The organism is Geodermatophilus obscurus (assembly GCF_900115395.1).
In the GTDB taxonomy this organism is placed as follows: Bacteria; Actinomycetota; Actinomycetes; order Mycobacteriales; family Geodermatophilaceae; genus Geodermatophilus; species Geodermatophilus obscurus_B.
Genome location: NZ_FOWE01000003.1, coordinates 268,583 through 286,618 on the forward strand (window position 1 = coordinate 268,583; position 18,036 = coordinate 286,618).

The 18,036-nt window shown below is 76.1% G+C and carries 16 protein-coding genes; 9 read left to right on the forward strand and 7 right to left on the reverse strand.

Annotation, left to right across the window (positions count from 1 at the left end; translation table 11 throughout):
- Positions 1–19: 19 nt before the first annotated feature.
- Complete coding sequence (locus tag BM165_RS07330) at positions 20–379, reverse strand: Rieske (2Fe-2S) protein (protein WP_075012853.1); 360 nt, start codon at positions 377–379, stop codon at positions 20–22.
- 100 nt (positions 380–479) lie between these two features.
- On the opposite strand from BM165_RS07330, the gene BM165_RS07335 reads away from it, so the two are divergent.
- Together BM165_RS07335 and BM165_RS07340 are read left to right on the forward strand one after the other, a co-directional pair.
- On the forward strand, positions 480–2,585 hold the full coding sequence (locus BM165_RS07335; RefSeq protein WP_083427150.1) for a TPM domain-containing protein: 2,106 nt from the start codon (positions 480–482) through the stop codon (positions 2,583–2,585).
- 159 nt (positions 2,586–2,744) lie between these two features.
- Positions 2,745–3,506, forward strand: a complete 762-nt coding sequence (locus tag BM165_RS07340) for a VOC family protein (protein ID WP_075012854.1) — start codon at positions 2,745–2,747, stop codon at positions 3,504–3,506.
- A gap of 42 nt (positions 3,507–3,548) precedes the next feature.
- On the opposite strand, the gene BM165_RS07345 is transcribed toward BM165_RS07340, so the two are convergent.
- The 6 genes from BM165_RS07345 to BM165_RS07370 all read right to left on the reverse strand — a co-directional run bounded on the left by BM165_RS07345 (position 3,549) and on the right by BM165_RS07370 (position 9,477).
- The gene (locus tag BM165_RS07345; RefSeq protein ID WP_075012855.1) at positions 3,549–3,977 is read right to left on the reverse strand and encodes a PPOX class F420-dependent oxidoreductase; all 429 of its coding nucleotides are present in this window, start codon (positions 3,975–3,977) and stop codon (positions 3,549–3,551) included.
- Entirely contained in the window at positions 3,974–4,945 is a 972-nt protein-coding gene (locus tag BM165_RS07350; RefSeq protein ID WP_075012856.1) for a pirin family protein, read from the reverse strand. The genes BM165_RS07345 and BM165_RS07350 overlap by 4 nt, the downstream gene beginning before the upstream one ends.
- An 88-nt stretch (positions 4,946–5,033) precedes the next feature.
- Entirely contained in the window at positions 5,034–5,945 is a 912-nt protein-coding gene (locus BM165_RS07355) for a DUF5996 family protein (RefSeq protein WP_075012857.1), read from the reverse strand.
- A gap of 81 nt (positions 5,946–6,026) precedes the next feature.
- The gene (locus tag BM165_RS07360) at positions 6,027–7,016 is read right to left on the reverse strand and encodes a pirin family protein (protein WP_075012858.1); all 990 of its coding nucleotides are present in this window, start codon (positions 7,014–7,016) and stop codon (positions 6,027–6,029) included.
- Positions 7,017–7,092: 76 nt separating this feature from the next.
- Positions 7,093–8,625, reverse strand: coding sequence for a Mur ligase family protein (locus tag BM165_RS07365; protein ID WP_075012859.1), 1,533 nt, complete (start codon positions 8,623–8,625; stop codon positions 7,093–7,095).
- A gap of 81 nt (positions 8,626–8,706) precedes the next feature.
- Positions 8,707–9,477: a hypothetical protein gene (locus BM165_RS07370; protein ID WP_177225140.1), complete on the reverse strand. Its 771-nt coding sequence runs from the start codon at positions 9,475–9,477 to the stop codon at positions 8,707–8,709.
- A gap of 171 nt (positions 9,478–9,648) precedes the next feature.
- Between BM165_RS07370 and BM165_RS07375 the strand changes: the two genes are divergently transcribed.
- The 7 genes from BM165_RS07375 (at position 9,649) to mnhG (ending at position 18,020) form a co-directional block, all read left to right on the forward strand.
- The gene (locus tag BM165_RS07375) at positions 9,649–11,457 is read left to right on the forward strand and encodes an ABC-F family ATP-binding cassette domain-containing protein (RefSeq protein WP_075012861.1); all 1,809 of its coding nucleotides are present in this window, start codon (positions 9,649–9,651) and stop codon (positions 11,455–11,457) included.
- Between the two features lie 229 nt (positions 11,458–11,686).
- Positions 11,687–14,563: a Na+/H+ antiporter subunit A gene (locus BM165_RS07380; RefSeq protein WP_075012862.1), complete on the forward strand. Its 2,877-nt coding sequence runs from the start codon at positions 11,687–11,689 to the stop codon at positions 14,561–14,563.
- Positions 14,560–15,051 (forward strand): Na(+)/H(+) antiporter subunit C, encoded by a 492-nt coding sequence (locus BM165_RS07385; protein WP_075012863.1) that lies wholly within the window; start codon positions 14,560–14,562, stop codon positions 15,049–15,051. Before BM165_RS07380 ends, BM165_RS07385 begins: the two co-directional genes overlap by 4 nt.
- Entirely contained in the window at positions 15,048–16,736 is a 1,689-nt protein-coding gene (locus BM165_RS07390; RefSeq protein ID WP_075012864.1) for a Na+/H+ antiporter subunit D, read from the forward strand. Before BM165_RS07385 ends, BM165_RS07390 begins: the two co-directional genes overlap by 4 nt.
- Entirely contained in the window at positions 16,733–17,293 is a 561-nt protein-coding gene (locus BM165_RS07395) for a Na+/H+ antiporter subunit E (protein WP_075012865.1), read from the forward strand. Before BM165_RS07390 ends, BM165_RS07395 begins: the two co-directional genes overlap by 4 nt.
- A complete protein-coding gene (locus BM165_RS07400) occupies positions 17,290–17,619 on the forward strand; it encodes an MrpF/PhaF family protein (RefSeq protein ID WP_075012866.1) in 330 nt (109 codons plus the stop codon). The genes BM165_RS07395 and BM165_RS07400 overlap by 4 nt, the downstream gene beginning before the upstream one ends.
- Positions 17,616–18,020 carry a monovalent cation/H(+) antiporter subunit G gene (gene mnhG / locus BM165_RS07405; protein WP_075012867.1) on the forward strand — a complete coding sequence of 135 codons (405 nt, stop codon included), beginning with the start codon at positions 17,616–17,618 and terminating at the stop codon, positions 18,018–18,020. Before BM165_RS07400 ends, mnhG begins: the two co-directional genes overlap by 4 nt.
- Positions 18,021–18,036 lie beyond the last annotated feature (16 nt).

Below are 18,036 nucleotides of genomic sequence, written 5' to 3' on the forward strand. Positions count from 1 at the left end.
CCCCGACCCGGGTCCGCGGCTAGTCCTCGACGACGACGTCGTCGCCCTTGCGCAGGGCGCGCCTGACCCGCAGCCGCAGGATCCGGGCGTAGGCGCGCACGAACTGGGTGTAGCCCGGCGTGGGGCCGTGGTAGCCGAGGATGCCGCGCGGGCCCTCGACCATCTCGCCGGTGCGCACGTCGTACCGCGCCTGGTGCCAGGGGCAGACCAGGCAGCCGTCGGCGTCGAGGCTGCCCTTCGACAGGTCGGCGAGCTGGTGCCGGCACCGGCGGGAGACGGCGAAGTACTCCCCGTCGCGGTTGCCGACAGCCCAGTTGCCGGCCCGGCCCACCGTCCCCGGGGGCAGCTGGGCGGCGGGGATGCGGTCGGGGTCGCTCACGGGTGTCCTCCTGCGGTGCCGGGTCTGGGTCGACAGCCCCCTACCCGGTCGTGTGCGTCCTACCCGGCCGGGCAGCGCGCGCCGACCTAGGGTCGGTCGTGTGCGCCGGCTGATGGGGGTCCTCGCGGTCTCGGCCGCCCTGGTGCTCACCGGCGGCGGCCCGGCGCTGGCCGAGCAGCCGTTCGAGGTGCCCGGCGAGGTGACCGACCTCGTCGGCGCGCTCGGCGGGGACGTGGGCCGGGTGCAGCAGGCCGTCGACGAGCGGCAGGCCCGCGACGGCCTCCAGGTCTTCGTCGTCTACGTGTCCTCCTTCGACGGTCTCGACGGCGAGGAGTGGGCCCCGCGGACGGCGCAGTTCTCCGGCCTGGGGCGCACCGACGTGCTGCTCGCGGTGGCCGTGGACGACCGGCGGTACGGCTCCTGGGTCGACGACGCGTTCCCGCAGGACGACGCCGACATCGACGCGTTCCTCACCCGCGAGGTCGAGCCCCTCCTGGCGGACGACGACTGGGCCGGCGCGGCGGTGGCCTTCGCCGACGGCCTGGGCGGGGCCTCGTCCACCGGCACCGGCACCGGCACCGGCACCGGCACCGGCTCCGGTGGCGGGTCGGGCGCGGGGGCCGCGGCGGTGGTCGGGGGGATCGCCGTGGTGGGCGGCGGCGTCTACCTGCTGTCCCGCGCGCGCCGGCGCCGTGCGGGCGCGCAGCCGCCGCCCACCACCCGGCTGGAGCGGCCCGACCCGTACGCCGGCGTGCCCACCGCGGAGCTGCAGGGCCGGGCCAGCTCGGCGCTGCTCGACCTCGACGAGGCGGTCACGTCCTCCCAGCTCGACCTCGACTTCGCCCGGCTGCAGTACGGGGAGGCCGCCGTCGCCGGGTTCGCGGAGGCCCTGGCGCAGTCGCGGCAGGAGCTCACCCGTGCGTTCACGCTGCGCCAGCAGCTCGACGACGAGGTGCCGGAGGACGAGCCGACGCAGCGCCGGATGCTCACCGAGATGCTGCAGCTGACCGGGGCCGCCGACGCCCGGCTCGACGAGCAGGCGCAGGCCTTCGAGCAGCTGCGCGACCTGGAGCGCACCGCCCCGCAGGCGCTGGAGGCGCTCGGCCCGCGCATCACCGCCCTGCACGGCCGGCTGCCGCAGGACGAGGAGCGGATGGCGCGGCTGCAGCGGCGCTACGCCGCTCCCGCGCTGGCGCCGGTCGCCGGCAACCTCGAGGAGGCCCGCGCCCGGCTGGCCGCGGCCGGGCACGAGGTCGCCGAGGCCCGCGCCGCGCTGGAGGGCGGGCGGTCCGGCGAGGCGGTGGGCGACCTGCGCGCCGCCGAGGACGCCGTCGCGCAGGTGGGCACGCTGCTCGACGCCGTCGGCCGGCTCGAGCGCGACCTGGAGGCGGCCGCCGCCCGCCTGCCCGCCGTCCGCGCGGACACCGAGGAGGACCTCGCCGAGGCTCGCGCGCTGCTGGGGTCCGGTGACGCCTCGGGGCTGCGGCCCCAGGTGGCCCGCGCGGAGGCCGGCCTCGCCGCCGCGGAGGAGGCCATGACCGGCGGGCTCCCCGACCCGCTGACCGCGCTCCGCCGGCTGGAGGAGGCCGACCTCGCGCTGGAGCAGGCGCTCGCCGTGGCCCGCGACGCGCAGACCCGCGCCCGCCGGGCCGCGGCCGCGCTCGACCAGACGCTGCTGCGGGCGCGCTCCACCGTGGCCGCAGCAGCCGATTTCGTCGCCACCCGCCGCGGTGCGGTCGGCCCCGAGGCGCGCACCCGGCTGGCCGAGGCGCAGCGCCACCTCGACGCCGCGGTCGGCACGGGTGGCGTCGACGCCGAGGCGGCCCTGCGGGAGGCGCAGCTGGCCGACCAGCTCGCCCAGCAGGCGCTGCAGTACGCGCAGTCCGACGTCGCGTCGTGGTCGTCGGGCTACGGCGGGGGCGGCTACGGCGCTCCCGGCTACGGCGGGGGCGGCTACGGCGCTCCCGGCTACGGGCCCGGGTACGGCGGCGGGCGGGGCGGGGTGGACCTGGGCAGCCTCGTGCTCGGCGGGATCCTGGCCGGAGGGATGCGCGGCGGCGGCTTCGGGGGTGGGTACGGCGGCGGTCGCGGCGGGGGCCTCGGTGGTGGGCTCGGCGGTGGCTTCGGCGGCGGGGGTGGCCGCCCGCGCGGCGGTGGCTTCGGCGGCTCGCGCAGCCGCGGCCGGTCCGGCGGCGGCCGCTTCTAGCGTGGCGCGCAGCACGATCAGGTGGCCTGATCGTGCTGCGTCCTGGCTCACCGTCGGGGGTGAGCCAGGACGCGCGGGGGTGAGCCAGGATGCCGTCGGGGCTCCCGGACTGTCGGTGTGCGGTGGGACGGTGCCCTCCCGACACCGCGAGGAGGAGCCATGCCCACCCGGAACACCCCCTGGCCCGACGGCACGCCCTGCTGGGTCGACTACGGCGCGGCCGACGTCGACGCGGCGAAGTCCTTCTACGGCTCGCTGCTGGGCTGGGACTGGACGGCCGACAGTCCCGAGTTCGGCGGCTACGTCAACGCGCTGCGGGACGGTCACCAGGTGGCCGGCCTCGGCCCGCTGATGGACCCGGGTGACCCGCCGTCCTGGACGACGTACTTCGCCGCGAGCGACGCCGCGGCCACCTGCGACCGGATCCGCGCGGCCGGCGGCACCGTCGTCGTCGAGCCGATGGAGGTCGGGCCGATGGGCACGATGGTCGTCGCGCGCGACCCGCAGGGGAACCCGTTCGGCCTGTGGCAGGCCGGCACGCACACCGGTGTCGAGCTGCACAACGAGCCCGGCGCGCTGGCGTGGAACGAGGCCGCCGTCGACGACCCGGCCGCCGCCCAGGCGTTCTACACCGCCGTCTTCGGCTTCCGCTTCGACGAGCTCGACGGCATGGGCGGCTACGCCACGTTCGCCACCGACGAGCGCCCGCTCGGCGGCCTCGGCGGCGTCACTCCCGGCGCACCGAGGGGCTGGTCGACCTGCTTCTCGGTGGCGAGCACCGACGAGACGGTGGCCGCGGTCGAGGCCGCGGGCGGGAAGGTCACCATGGCGGCGGAGGACACCGAGTTCGGCCGGTTCGCCGTCGTCACCGACCCGTGGGGTGCCGCCTTCTCCGTCATGCAGGACCCGCCCCAGGGCTGAGCGTGCCCCGGCCGGCGCGGACGGGGCGCGCCGGCCGTCGGCTCAGTCCCGGACCTGGCCGTAGGTGTGCTCGGGGGTGAACCGCACGACGAGGCGCCGGTCGGCGACCATCGCGCGCCGGTAGTCGTCCCAGTCCGGGTGCTCACCCGAGATGCCGCGGTAGTAGGCGACCAGCTCCTCGACGGTGGCGTCGTGCGGGTCGGCGGCGACCGGTGTGAGCTCCGCGGTGCCCTCGACGGCCGCCCAGGACCAGAAGTCCTCCGACGACACGTGCAGCGTGACCCGGGGGTCGCGCTGCAGGTTGCGGGTCTTGGCGCGGTCGGCGGTCACCGACACCCGGAACAGCTGCCGCTCCGGGTCGTAGGCGTAGCCGACGTTGGACAGCTGCGGCCGGCCGTCGCGCTTGACGGTGGCCAGCACGGCGGAGCTGCGGCTGGTCACGAAGGCGAGCAGGCCGTCGTCGACGGTCACCGGACCCGCCCGCGGGCCTTGAGCGGCACCGGCGGCAGGGCCGGCGCGAGCTGGCGCTCGTCGTCGGTGAACCCCGGGACGGCGCCGAAGCGCGGGTCGCCGTCGTTCCACCGCTCGGCGTACTCGGTGATCTCCTCGCCGGCGCGGCCGATGAAGTTCCACCACATGACCAGGCGTTCCTCGAACGGTTCGCCGCCGAGCAGCAGCAGCCGCGCGGGCGCCTCCGTCCGGATCCGCACCGAGCGGCGGCCAGTGCCGAGGTAGACCATCGCCCCGTGTGCCAGCGGCGCGCCCTCCACCTCGGCACCGCCCGCGGCGCCGAGCAGGGCGTGCTCGAAGTCCGGCTCCAGCGGCACCTCGACGTCGGCCCCGGCGGCCAGGTCGAGGTCGACGCCGACGATCGGCGTGTGGGCCGTGCCCGGTGAGGTGTCTCCGCCGAAGCGGCCCATCAGCACCGTCGTGGTCATCCCGTCGGAGGTGGTCCCGGGCAGCGCCGTGTGGTGCTCGAAGGCCGGGGCGGTGTCGCGGGCGGCGTCGGGCAGCGCCACCCACAGCTGGGCGCCGTGCAGGAACCGCGGGTGGCGCACCGGCGACTGCTCGGCGTGCGCGATGCCGTGCCCGGCGGTCATGAGCGCGAGTTCGCGTGGCCCGAAGGTCACGTCGCTGCCCACGGAGTCGCGGTGGTGCACCCGGCCCTCGATCAGCCAGGACACCGTCTGCAGGCCGGTGTGCGGGTGCGGCGTGACCTGCATGCCGGGACCGGACGCGACGTCGTCGGGGCCGTAGTGGTCGACGAAGGCCCAGGCGCCGACCATCCGCCGGCCGAGCGTGGGCAGCAGCCGCCGCACGGGGGTGCCCGGGCCGAGCAGGACCTCCTTGCCGGGCAGCAGGTCCAGGGCCGGTCTGGCGGGGGTGTCGGCGAGGCCGCCGAGCTCGCGGGCGGACGGGCGTCGGTCGCTGGTGCTCATCGTGCGGACCTCCGGACGGGGCGGCAGGACATCGGGGCGCCGGGCATCGCGGCTCGGGTCATCGCGGCTCGGGTCATCGGGGCTCGGGTCATCGGGGCTCGGGAGCCGTAGGGCAGCGCAGCGCGCCGAGGTCCCAGCCGGCGCGGCGGGCGCCGGCGGCGTAGGCGCTCTCCAGGAAGTCGAGGACGGTGGCGCGGGGGTCGGCCGACGTCCGCACGTCCTCGTAGGTGAGCAGTGCCAGGTGCGCGCCGCGGCTGTCGACCCAGCGTGCCGCGGCCGGGCGCAGCGGCTCCTCGGTCAGGCCGGGCGGCTCGGGGGCGGTGTAGGAGTAGAACGCCGGCTCGGGCACGGTGTCGTCGCCGAACCAGAACCCGGCGCTGATCACCTCGTGGGAGTAGGCCTCGCGGGTGACCGGGTCGGCGGTGGCCGGCTGTTCGACCTGCCGGTCGGAGAACCGGGTGACGGCGAGGTCGAACGTGTGCCAGAAGTGGTGCACCGGGCTTGTCTTGGCGTAGCTGCGCCCGGCGAACTCCTCGAGCACCTGCGCCACCTGGCCGAGGACGACCCAGTAGCGGGTGACCCGCTCGCGGTCGTAGGACGCGTGGTGCTCGTCCTCGGCGAACGGGGTGCGGTCGGCGAGGTCGAAGGGGACCGGCAGCTCGACGGCCGCCGGCAGGCCCAGCGAGGAGAGGGTGGCCAGCAGCTGCCGGTAGAAGGCCGCGACGCTGAGCCCGGGCAGCGGGAACGACGCCCGCCTGCCGTCGGCCACGGTGACCTCGAGCCGGTGGTCGACGAGGTCGAGATCGACGGCGAAGACCGGGTCGAAGCCCATCGGCCGCGTGGTGAGGCCGCGGCCGGTCAGGTGCAGGGGGACGTGCCACCAGTGGTTGCGCCGCGGGGCGTTGGCCAGCCGCAGCTTGCCGGCGATCTGCAGGAGCCGGTGCAGCGTGTCCTTGGTGTCGGCCCACTCGGCCAGCGGGACGGGCGGGAAGACGGACACGGGGGCTCCTCCGTCGCAGGTCCGGTGGCGGTCAGCATGCAGCCCCCGGCGGCGGCGCGGAAGCCGCCGCCGGGGTCGTGCTCACTGCCCGGTCTCTCCCCGCACCCCGGCGTGGGGGACGTGCAGGGCGGGGATCGAGCCCAGGCGCCCGGCGCGGAAGTCGTCGAAGGCCTCGACGACCTCCTGCCGGGTGTTCATGACGAACGGCCCGTACATCGCGATCGGCTCGCGGATCGGCCGGCCACCCAGGACGACGACGTCGAGCGCCGGCGTCCGGGACTCCTGCCGCAGCGCGCCGCTGACCGTCACGGTGTCGCCGGGGCCGAGGACGGCGAGCTGGCCGGTGCGCACCGGCGCCCCGTCGACGCCGACGGAGCCCGCGCCGGAGAGCACGTAGACGAGGGCGTTGAAGTCCGGCTGCCACGGCAGGTCGAGGGTGGCGCCGGGGGCGACCGTCGCGTGCACCATCGCCATCGGCGTGTAGGTGGAGCCCGGCCCGGTGTGCCCGCCGACGTCGCCGGCGATGACCCGCACCAGGGCGCCGGCGTCGGGGCTGGCCAGGAGCACCGACTCGCGGGCCCGCAGGTCCTGGTACCGCGGCTCGACCCACTTCTGCGCCCGCGGCAGGTTGACCCACAGCTGCAGGCCGTGGAAGAGGCCGCCGCTGGCCACCAGCGCCTCCGGCGGCCGCTCGATGTGCAGCACGCCGCCACCGGCGGTCATCCACTGCGTGTCGCCGTTGCTGATCGTCCCGCCGCCGCCGTGGGAGTCGGCGTGCTCGAAGGTGCCGTCGATGATGTAGGTGACGGTCTCGAACCCGCGGTGCGGGTGCCAGGAGGTGCCCTTCGGCTCACCCGGCGCGTACTCGACCTCGCCCATCTGGTCCATGTGGATGAAGGGGTCGAGGTCTCGCAGGTCGACGCCGGCGAAGGCGCGCCGCACCGGGAACCCCTCGCCCTCGAAGCCCGAGGGCGCCGTCGTCACCGAGCGGGTGCGCCGGCGGACGGTGCGCGGCGCGGGCAGCGGGACCCGGGGAAGCGTGGTGGTGTCCTCGACGGTCACGGCAGGCATGGCCGACCTCCTCGTTGAACTCTCAACTGACGGCGACTGCAGCGCCGGAGGAGGTCGTTGTCTTCCCTGCGCCCGCTCAGGAGGCGCGTTCGGCGGCGTCGGCGGTCGCCGGCGGCCCGTGCTCGACGATGAGCGCGGTGTTGGCCACCTCGGCGTCGTCGAGGTGGACGGCGTCGCGCGGGTCGGTCGTGTCGAGCAACCGCGTCTCGTGGCCGCGGCCCACCAGCAGGACGACGTCGGCCGGGCCGGCGGCGCGGACCGCGGAGGAGATGGCCGCGCGCCGGTCGGGGACCGTGCGGACGGCCGCGGCGGCGCCGAGCAGGCCGATCCGCAGCTCGCCGATGATCGCCGACGGGTTCTCGCCGTGGCTGCCCTCGTTGGTCAGCCACACGACGTCGGCGGCGCGGGCGGACTCGCCGAGACCCTGCCGCTTGTACCGGTCGCGCCGGCCGCGGGCGCCGAGCACCAGGTGCAGCCGACCGCCCGGGCCGCACAGGTCGCGGGCGGTGGCGATCGCCGCGGCCAGCGCGCGGGGGGTGTGCGCGTAGTCGACGACGACGACCGGCCGGCCCGACCCGCCGAGCACGGTGTTGCGCCCGCGTGGCGGCGCGACCGTCGCCAGGCCCGCGGCGATCGCGTCGGCGGGGACGCCCAGCAGCCGGCCGGTCGCCCACGCCGCGGCCAGGTTGGTGACGTGCACCCGGCCGACCAGCGGGCTGCTCACGCGGTGCCCGCCGGTGTCGTCGCCGAGCAGCACCTCGGTGCCTGCCGAGCCGGTGCGCCAGCCGAGCACCCGGACGTCGGCGTCCTCGGCCGACCCCACGCGGGTCACCGGCACCGGCGCCTGGTCGGCCAGCCGGCGCCCCCACGGGTCGTCGACGACGACCACGCCGGCCGCCGACCGGTCCCGCTCGAACAGCCGGGCCTTGCTCGCCCAGTAGTGCTCGATGGTGCCGTGGTGGTCGAGGTGGTCCTCCTCGAAGCCGGTGAACACCGAGACGTCGAAGTGCAGGCCGTCGATGCGGCCCATGTCCAGGGCGATCGAGGAGGCCTCCACGACCGCCTGCCGGGCGCCGGCGTCGACCATCCAGCGCAGCAGCTGGTGCAGCTCCGGGGCCTCGGGCGTGGTCAGGTCGGTGCCGCGGGAGCGCCCGCCCACCTGCGCACCGAGCGTGCCGACGACGCCGGTCCGGGTGCCGCCGGCCTCGAGGACGCCCCGCAGGAGCGTGCTGGTCGTCGTCTTGCCGTTGCTGCCGGTCACCCCGGTCAGCCGCAGCGCGCGGGCGGGGTCCCCGGCCAGCAGGGCCCCGAGCGGCCCGAGCTGGGCCCGTACCGACGGGACGCACAGCACCGGCAGCGCGACGTCGACCGGCCGGTCGGCCAGCAGCGCCGCGGCACCCGCACGCGCGGCCGTGGCGGCCCAGCGGTGCCCGTCGCTGGCCGCGCCGCGGACGCAGGCGAACAGCGACCCGGGCACGACGCGGCGGGAGTCGGTGACCAGACCGGCCACCGTCAGGTCGTCGGTGCCGCCGCAGCGGGTGACCGGGCCGCCGGCCACGCTGCGCGCCCGGTGCTCGACCTCCGACCAGGTCACCGCGGGGAGGCGCACGCGGCCGACGATAGGCGGGGCACGACCGTTCTGCAGGCCGGGGCGGCGGACGGTCCCGTCCTTTCCGGAGGGGCGGGGGCGTCAGCGGAGCAGGCGGGCGACCCCCGTCAGCTCCTCCTCGACGTCGGCGTCGGGCAGCACCTCGCTGCGCTCGGCCAGGCGGGGCCGCCAGGCCGGGGGAGCGGTCTCCAGCCAGCCGGCGCCGGCGTCGGTGAGCCGCCCGTCGGAGCGCAGCGGGGCCCAGCCGCGGAGGAACCGCAGCCCCTCGGCGGCGGTGACCAGGGTCCGGGCCACGCCGCGCCCGCGGTACACCGGCTCGACGGTGACGGTGTCGACCAGGCCGGAGCGGATCCACCAGCGGACCTCGGCGATCCGGTCGGTGACCCGCACGCCGGCGGCGGCGACCTCGTGCGGGCGGACGACCGCGCCGCGCCGGAAGGCGGTGCCCCGGAAGGCCAGCAGCGAGACGGCGGGGACGGCGCTGCTCGCGTGGGTGACCTCGGCGAACCACATCGGCGGGCACCGCTCGGCGAGCTCCTCGGCGACCTCGATGCGGACCACCCGGCCGTCGGCGGCGCGGTGCCGGACGTCGACCTGCCAGCCGGCGGGGCGGCGGCCGCGGGCGTCGACGGCGGTCATGTCGACCGGGGTGCCGTCGGGGAAGCGGTCGGAGTTGACGGCGACCAGCGAGTACTCGGTGGGGCCGGGGCCGCGCCGCAGGAGCCGCGCCCACCACAGCGCCGTCGTCTCGGGGGCGGGTGCGGCGAGCGGGGGCACCGCCCGGAGGCGCGGGGCTGCCGGGGCCGGGATCGCCGGCGCCGGGGTCATGGCGCCGTGTGCCGCTGCCGTCATGCTCATGGAGTCCTCCGCTCGTCCGCCCCGGGAGCCCGGGTCCGTGCTGGTCCTGACTCTCCGGGCCTCACTTGCGGGCGCCTTGGGGTCCACTAGCGACGGCGCCCCGGGCGGTCGCGGGCGCGCCGCCGGGCCCGGAGATACTGGGCTCCTCATGACCCGGACCAGCCCGTGAGCGCCCCGCTGAACCTGCTCAACCTCGAGCGGGTGTCGAAGGCCCACGGCACCACCGTGCTGCTCGACGACGTCTCCCTCGGCGTCGCGTCCGGGGAGCGCATCGGCGTGGTCGGGCGCAACGGCAGCGGCAAGTCCACGCTGCTCGGCGTCCTCACCGGCCGCGAGGAGCCCGACAGCGGACGGGTCACCCAGCGCGGCGACCTCGCCGTCGGCGTCCTCGACCAGTCCGGCACGCTGCCGCCGGGCGCGACCGTGCGCGACGTCGTCCTGCCGTCCTCGGTGTTCGCCGCGGAGCACGAGTGGGCCGCCGACCCGGCCGTCCGCAGCGTGCTGTCGGGCCTGGAGCTCGACCGGCTGGGGCTCGACAGCCCGGTTGGGCCGATGTCCGGCGGCGAGCGGCGCCGCGTCGCGCTGGCCGCCCAGCTCATCCGGCCGCTGGACCTGCTGGTGCTCGACGAGCCGACCAACCACCTCGACGTCGAGGGCGTCGCGTGGCTGGCCGACTTCGTGCGCAGCCGGGTCGGCGCGCTCGTGGTCGTCACCCACGACCGGTGGTTCCTCGACGAGGTCTGCACGCAGACCTGGGAGGTCGCCGACGGCGCGGTGCACGCCTACGAGGGCGGCTACGCGGCCTACACGCTGGCCCGCGCCGAGCGGGCACGCGTGGCCGCGGCCACCGAGGAGCGGCGCCTGAACCTGGTGCGCAAGGAGCTGGCCTGGCTGCGGCGGGGGCCGCCGGCGCGCACCAGCAAGCCGCGGTTCCGGATCGAGGCGGCCGAGGCGCTCATCGCCGACGAGCCGCCGCCGCGGGAGACGATGGCGCTCAAGGGGTTCGCCGCCCGGCGGCTGGGGCGGACCGTCTACGACGTGGAGGACGTCGACTACTCGGTGCCCGCCGACGACGGCCCGCGGCCGCTGTTCCGCGACCTGACCTGGCACGTCGGGCCCGGTGACCGGGTCGGCGTCGTCGGCGTCAACGGGGCGGGCAAGACCTCGCTGCTGCGGCTGCTGGTCGGCGAGACCGAGCCCGACCGCGGCACGGTGGTGCGCGGGCAGACCGTCGCGCCGGCCTACCTGTCGCAGCACGTCACGGAGCTGCCCGCCCGGCTGCGGGTGCTCGAGGCGGTGCAGGAGATCGCCCGCATCGCCCGGATCGGCGGGCAGGAGATCTCGGCGTCGTCGCTGGCCGAGCGGTTCGGCTTCCCGGCGTCGCGGCAGTGGACGCCGGTGGGTGACCTCTCCGGCGGTGAGCGGCGGCGGCTGCAGCTGCTGCGGCTGCTCATGGCCGAGCCGAACGTGCTGCTGCTCGACGAGCCGACCAACGACCTCGACATCGACACGCTCACCCAGCTCGAGGACCTGCTCGACTCCTTCCCCGGCACGGTGCTGGTGGTCAGCCACGACCGGTACTTCGTCGACCGGGTGTGCGACTCGGTGGTCGCGCTCATGGGCGACGGCTCGCTCGCCGCGCTGCCGGGCGGCGTGGAGGAGTACCTGCAGCGCCGGGCGGCGGGGGAGGCCCCGCTGTCCTCGGCCGCGACCGGGGCGGCCCCGGCCGCCACGCCCGTCCCCGCCGGTCCGTCGGCGGCCGAGGTGCGGGCGGCCCGCAAGGAGGCCGCCCGGCTGGAGCGGCGACTGGAGAAGCTGACCGCCGACGAGGAGCGGCTGCACGCCGACCTCGCCGCCGCGGCCACCGACCACACCAGGGTCCTGGCGCTCGACGCCCGGCTGCGGGAGCTGCTGGCCGAGAAGGAGCAGGTCGAGACCGACTGGCTGGCCGCCGCGGAGCTCGCCGAGGGCTGAGTCGTCCTCGGTCCGTCCTGGCTCACCGCAGCGCGTCCTGGCTCACCTCCCACGGTGAGCCAGGACGCAGCACGATCAGGTGACCTGATCCCGGCTCACGCCGCGACGGCGGTCGCGTTCGCCTACGAGTCGGGCCTCGTGACGCCGGGTCGGTAGTCTGGGGGCACCGCCGGCGGTCGTGCGACCGACGTCCCTGGTGTCCCCGTGCCGTCGCCAACCCCGGAGACACGTGCTCGCCCTCCTGCTCCTCCACCTGCTCGCCGGCGTGCTGGCGCCCGTGCTCGTGCGGTGGTGGGGGCGGCAGGCGTTCCTGGCGCTGGCGCTGGTGCCCGCCGCCGGCTTCGCCTGGGTGACGGCGCAACTGCCCGCCGTCCTCGCCGGCGGGCAGGCGCGCGAGACCCTCCCGTGGGTGCCCGCGCTCGACCTCGACGTGGCCCTGCGGCTGGACGCCCTCGCCCTCGTCTTCGCCGCGCTGGTCACCGGTGTCGGCGCGCTGGTCCTGGTCTACTGCGCCCGCTACTTCGCGCCGGGCGACGAGGGCACCGGCCGCTTCGCCGGCTGCCTCACCGCGTTCACGGGCTCCATGCTCGGTCTCGTCCTCGCCGACGACCTGCTGCTCCTCTACGTCTTCTGGGAGCTCACGACCGTCTTCTCGTTCCTGCTGATCGGCGGGTCGGGACGGCGGCTGGCGGCGCGGCGGGCGGCGTCCCAGGCCCTGGTGCTCACCACCGCCGGCGGGCTGGCGATGCTGGTCGGGCTGATCCTCGTCGGCCAGGCCAGCGGCTCGTTCCTGCTCTCGGAGGTCGTCGCCGACCCCGGCAGCGGGCCGCCGGTGGTGTGGGGCACGGTCCTCGTGCTGGTGGGAGCGGTCACCAAGTCCGCGCTGGTGCCCTTCCACTTCTGGCTGCCCGCCGCGATGGAGGCACCCACCCCGGTCAGCGCGTACCTGCACGCCGCGGCGATGGTGAAGGCCGGGGTGTACCTGGTCGCGCGCCTGGCGCCCGCACTGGCCGACGTCCCCGGGTGGCGGCCGCTGGTGATGGGCCTCGGTGTGGCCACGATGCTGGTCGGCGGCTACCGCGCGCTGCGCCAGAACGACCTCAAGCTGCTGCTGGCCTTCGGCACCGTCAGCCAGCTGGGCTTCCTGGTGACCCTGGTCGGCGCGGGCAGCCGCGAGCTGGCCGCCGCGGGGCTGGTCATGACGCTGGCCCACGCGCTGTTCAAGTCCACGCTGTTCCTCACCGTCGGCGTCGTCGACCACGCCGCCGGGACCCGCGACCTGCGCCGGCTGTCGGGCCTGGGCCGGCGCCTGCCGGTGCTCGCCGTCACCGGCACCGCGGCCGCCGCGTCCATGGCCGGACTGCCGCCGCTGCTGGGCTTCGTCGGCAAGGAGGCCGCGTTCACCGCCCTGCTGGAGGGCGGGCTGCCCGACCGCACCGCGGCGGTCACCGTCCTCACCGGCCTGGTGGCCGGGTCGGTGCTGACCGCCGCCTACACCGCCCGCTTCGTCTGGGGCGCGTTCGCGCGCAAGCCCGGTGTCGAGGCCACCGGGGTCGACCACCCCCCGGAGCCGCTGTTCCTGGCCGCCCCCGTGGTCCTGGCGCTCACCGGTCTGGTCCTCGGCCCCGCCAGCCCGCTGCTCGACGGCCTCGTCGCCCGGTACGCCGACACGTTGCCGCTGCTGGCCCCGGAGGTGGAGCACCTGGCGCTGTGGCACGGCTGGCAGCCGGCGCTCGCCCTGTCGGCGCTCACCGTCGCCGGGGGTGCGCTGCTGTTCGCGCTGCGCGCGCCGGCGCAGCGGCTGCAGCGGCGGATGGCCGTCGGCGCCTCGGCGGACGAGGGCTACTGGAACGTCATCCAGGCCGTGGACCGGCTCTCCGTGCTGGTCACCGGCACCACGCAGCGCGGATCGCTGCCGGCCTACCTCGGCACCATCCTGGTCACGGTCCTCGCGCTGCCCGGGGTGCTGCTCCTGACCCGCGCCCCCTGGCCGGGGGAGTGGCGGGCCTGGGACAGCCCGGTGCAGGCGGTGGTCGGCGTCGTCGTGGTCACCGCCGGGGCGCTCGCCCTGCGCATCCGCCAGCGGCTGTCGGCCGTGCTCGTCGTCGGGGTGACCGGCTACGGCATCGCCGTCGTCTTCGCGCTGCAGGGCGCCCCCGACCTGGCGCTGACCCAGTTCCTCGTCGAGACCCTGACGCTCGTCGTCTTCGTCCTGGTGCTGCGCAAGCTGCCCAAGGACATCAGCGAGCGGCACCGGCCCCGCGAGCGGGCTGTGCGCGGGGTGGTCGCGGTGGCCGTCGGGGCGTTCATGGCCGCGGTCGGGGCCGTCGCCCTGTCGGCCCGCACGGCGACGCCGGTGTCGGAGGACTACCCGGGTCCGGCCTACGAGTTCGGCGGCGGCAAGAACGTCGTCAACGTGACCCTGGTCGACATCCGGGCCTGGGACACGCTGGGCGAGATCTCGCTGCTGGTCGTCGCCGCGACCGGCGTGGCCAGCCTGGTCTTCCTCCGCCGCCGGACCGGCGGGGTGGACCGGGCTCCGCGCACCGAGCTCTCGCAGCGCCGCGAGCGGGCCCGCCGGGCGCCCCGGGACCGCTGGCTGGCCGCCACCGCGACGCTCGACCCGGCCCGCCGCTCGGTCGTCCTCGAGGTCGTGACCCGGCTGCTGTTCCACACGATCATGGTCTTCTCGCTGTACCTGCTGTTCTCCGGGCACAACGAGCCCGGCGGCGGCTTCGCCGGCGGGCTGGTCGCGGGCCTGGCGCTGGTGCTGCGCTACCTGGCCGGCGGGCGCTACGAGCTCGGTGAGGCCGCGCCGGTCGCGCCGGGCCTGCTGCTGGGCAGCGGGCTGCTCTTCGCCGGCGGCACGGGCGCCGTCGGCCTGGCACTGGGGGCCGGCGCGCTGCAGACGGCGATCCTCGAGGCCACGCTGCCGGTGCTCGGCGACGTCAAGCTCGTGACCTCGCTGTTCTTCGACATCGGCGTCTACCTGATCGTCGTCGGGCTGGTCCTCGACGTGCTCCGCAGCCTCGGCGCGGAGCTCGACCGCCAGGAGGACCAGGAGGACCCCGTCGAACTCGGCCCCGGGGAGATGGTGCTGCGATGACCCCCACGATCGTGCTGCCGCTGATGGTCGGCGGGCTCTACGCGGCGGGGGTGTACCTGCTGCTCGACCGCAGCCTCACCCGCGTGCTGCTGGGCTTCGTGCTGCTGGGCAACGCGACCAACCTGCTGCTGCTGTCCACCGGCGGGCCGGCGGGACTGGCGCCGATCCTCGGCTACTCCGACCCCGACGAGATCAACGACCCGCTGCCACAGGTGCTGATCCTCACGGCGATCGTCATCACCTTCGGCGTCTCCGCGTTCGTGCTGGCGATCATCCACCGGTCCTGGCGCCTGGTGCGCGAGGAGGTCGTGGGCACCGACGAGGAGGACCGCCGCGTCGCCGCCCGGCGCGCCACCGACGCCGACGAGCTCGACCCTGACGAGCTGGCCCCCGACGACCGCATCGCCGGGCACGCCGACAGCCTGCCCCGCAACGCCGAGGAACTGGCCGACGACGTCGACCTGCCCGCGGGGAGCGCCCGCCGGTGATCGAGGCGCTCGCTCCGTTGCCGGTGCTGCTCCCGCTGCTGGGGGCCGCCGGCGCCCTGCTGGCCAGCGGGCACCCGGTGTTCCAGCGGCTGCTGAGCACCGCCGTGCTCACCGCGGTGCTGGGCGTCTCGGTGGCGCTGCTGCTCGTCGCCGACGCCGAGGGCGCGACCGCGGTCTCCGTCGGCGGCTGGCCGGTGCCGCTGGGCATCGTCCTCGTCGTCGACCGGCTCTCGGCGTTGATGCTGGTGGTGGCCTCGACCGTGGCCCTCGGCGTCCTCGTCTTCGCCATCGGCCAGGGCGCGGCCGACGGGCAGGAGGAGACGCCGCTGTCGATCTTCCACCCGACGTTCCTGGTCCTGGTCGCGGGCGTGGGCAACGCCTTCCTCGCCGGCGACCTGTTCAACCTCTACGTCGGCTTCGAGATCCTGCTGATGGCCTCCTACGTGCTGCTCACCCTCGGGGGCACCGCGGCGCGCATCCGCGGCGGCATCACCTACATCGTGGTCAGCCTGACCAGCTCGCTGGTGTTCCTGGCCGCGATCGGGCTGGTCTACGCCGCGACCGGCACGGTGAACATGGCGCAGCTGGCGGTGCGGCTGGACGAGCTGCCCGCGGGCGTCCAGGTGCTGCTGCAGTCGATGCTGCTGATCGCCTTCGGCATCAAGGCCGCGGTCTTCCCGCTGTCGGCGTGGCTGCCCGACAGCTACCCGACGGCGCCCGCCCCGGTCACCGCGGTCTTCGCCGGCCTCCTCACCAAGGTCGGCGTCTACGCGATCATCCGCACCCAGACGCTGCTGTTCCCCGACGGCGCCCTCGACGACCTGCTGATGTGGGCGGCGCTGGCCACGATGGTGGTCGGGATCCTCGGCGCGGTGGCGCAGAGCGACCTGCGCCGCATGCTGTCGTTCACCCTGGTCAGCCACATCGGCTACATGGTGTTCGGCATCGCCCTGGGGACGGCGGCCGGGCTGGCCGGCGCGGTCTTCTACGTCGCCCACCACATCGCCATCCAGACCACGCTGTTCCTGGTCGCGGGGCTGGTCGAGCGCCAGGGCGGCACGACGTCGGTGAACCGGCTCGGCGGCCTGGCCCGGCGCTCCCCGCTGCTGGCGGTGCTGTTCTTCGTGCCCGCGATGAACCTCGCCGGCATCCCGCCGCTGTCGGGCTTCATCGGCAAGCTGGGCCTGCTGCAGGCCGGCGTCGCCGAGGGCAGCGCGCTGGCGTTCGCGCTGGTCGGCGGCGGGGTGGTGACCAGCCTCCTGACGCTCCTGGCGGTCGCCCGCGTCTGGACCCGCGCGTTCTGGCGTCCCCCCGGCCAGGCGCCCGCCGAGGACACCGCCGCGGCCGCGGCCGCCGACGCCACCGCGCGGCGCCGGCCGGACGGGGACGACGGCGCGGGGTCCACCGCGGACGAGCCGCGGACGGCACTGCAGGAGGCCTGGCGGCGGCACACGGCCGTGGCCACGGCGGCCGAGCCCGACCTCCCGCCGCCGGCCGGCGCGGTCCGGGCGCTGCGCCCGCTGCCGCGCACGATGGTGGGTGCCACGGCGGCCCTGGTCGCGCTCACGGTGGCCCTGACCGGGCTGGCCGGGCCCCTCTACGGCCTGACCAGCCGGGCGGCGGCCGATCTGCTCGACCGCACGCCCTACACCACCTCGGTGTTCGGGACAGAGGAGGTGCCGTGACCGTCGAGCCCGCCGCGACCCGCCTGCGCCACCAGGTCCCCCTGATGCTGTGGCTCGTGGTGGTGTGGATGCTGCTCTGGGGCACCTGGTCCTGGGCCAACCTGCTCTCCGGCCTGGTGGTCGCGTTCGTCCTGCTCGTCCTGCTGCCGCTGCCGCACGTGGTCGGCGGCACCCGGGTGCGGCCGCTGCCCCTGCTGGTGTTCCTCGGCCACTTCCTGGCCGACCTGGTCGTCTCCGGTGCCGAGGTGGCCTGGGAGGCGCTGCGGCCCGGCGGGCTGCGGAACACCGCCATCGTGCAGGTGCAGCTGCGCGTCGACTCCGACCTGCTCCTGACCATGGTCGCCGAGGCCACCTCGCTCGTCCCCGGCTCGCTGGTCCTCGACCTGGACCGGGAGGGGCGTGTGATGACGCTCCACGTGCTGCCCGCGCGGGACCTGGCCGACGTCGAGCGCAAGAGGTCCCACGTCCTCGTCGTGGAGCAGCGGCTGGTCCGCGCGTTCGGCTCGGCCGAGGACCTCGCGGCTCTCGAACGGGTCACGCGGGTGGAGGCGCCGTGACCGCCCTGGACGTCGCGCTCTACCTGCTGATCGGCGGGGGAGCGCTGCTGGCCCTGGTCCGGCTGGCGCGCGGTCCCTCCCTGCTGGACCGGGTGGTGGCGACCGACACCCTGCTGGTGATCATCTCGGCCGGTCTCGCCGTCCACGCCGCGCTGCAGCGGGACCCGACGCTGGTCCCGGTGCTGGTCGTCGTCGCCCTGCTGGCCTTCGTTGGCTCGGTGTCGGTGGCCCGCTACGTCGGCGGGATGCTGCTGCGCTCGGCCACGGGGGACGGACGCGACCTCGGCCTGCCCGTGGCCGCCGAGCAGCGGGAGGACGGGTCGTGACCGCGGTGGCCGACGTCATCGCCGCGGTCTGCCTGCTGGCCGGTGCCGCCCTCTGCCTCACCGCCGGGCTGGGGCTGGTGCGCTTCCCCGACGTGCTGTCGCGGATGCACGCCGGGACCAAGCCGCAGGTGCTCGGCGTGCTGCTGGTGATGGTGGGTGCCGCCATCCGGCTCGAGGGCTGGGCCAACGCCTGGATGCTGCTGCTCGTGGCGGCCTTCCAGCTGCTGACCGCGCCGGTGAGTGCGCACCTGATCAGCCGGGTGGCCTACCGCCGCCGGCACGTCCGCCGGGACCTGTTGCTGGTCGACGAGTACGGCGGCGGGGGACACGAGGACCTGCGGCACCACGGTGACGAACCCGGCGACGCCCCGCCCCGGCCCGACTCGGCGGGACCCCGCTGAGCCGGGCCCGGGCGTC

Coding starts and splice junctions, on each gene's coding strand:
- BM165_RS07360 (WP_075012858.1), bottom strand. CDS start 7,016: ATGCCTGCCGTGACCGTCGAGGACACCACCACGCTTCCCCGGGTCCCG.
- BM165_RS07370 (WP_177225140.1), bottom strand. CDS start 9,477: ATGACGGCAGCGGCACACGGCGCCATGACCCCGGCGCCGGCGATCCCG.
- BM165_RS07385 (WP_075012863.1), top strand. CDS start 14,560: ATGACCCCCACGATCGTGCTGCCGCTGATGGTCGGCGGGCTCTACGCG.
- BM165_RS07350 (WP_075012856.1), bottom strand. CDS start 4,945: ATGAGCACCAGCGACCGACGCCCGTCCGCCCGCGAGCTCGGCGGCCTC.
- BM165_RS07340 (WP_075012854.1), top strand. CDS start 2,745: ATGCCCACCCGGAACACCCCCTGGCCCGACGGCACGCCCTGCTGGGTC.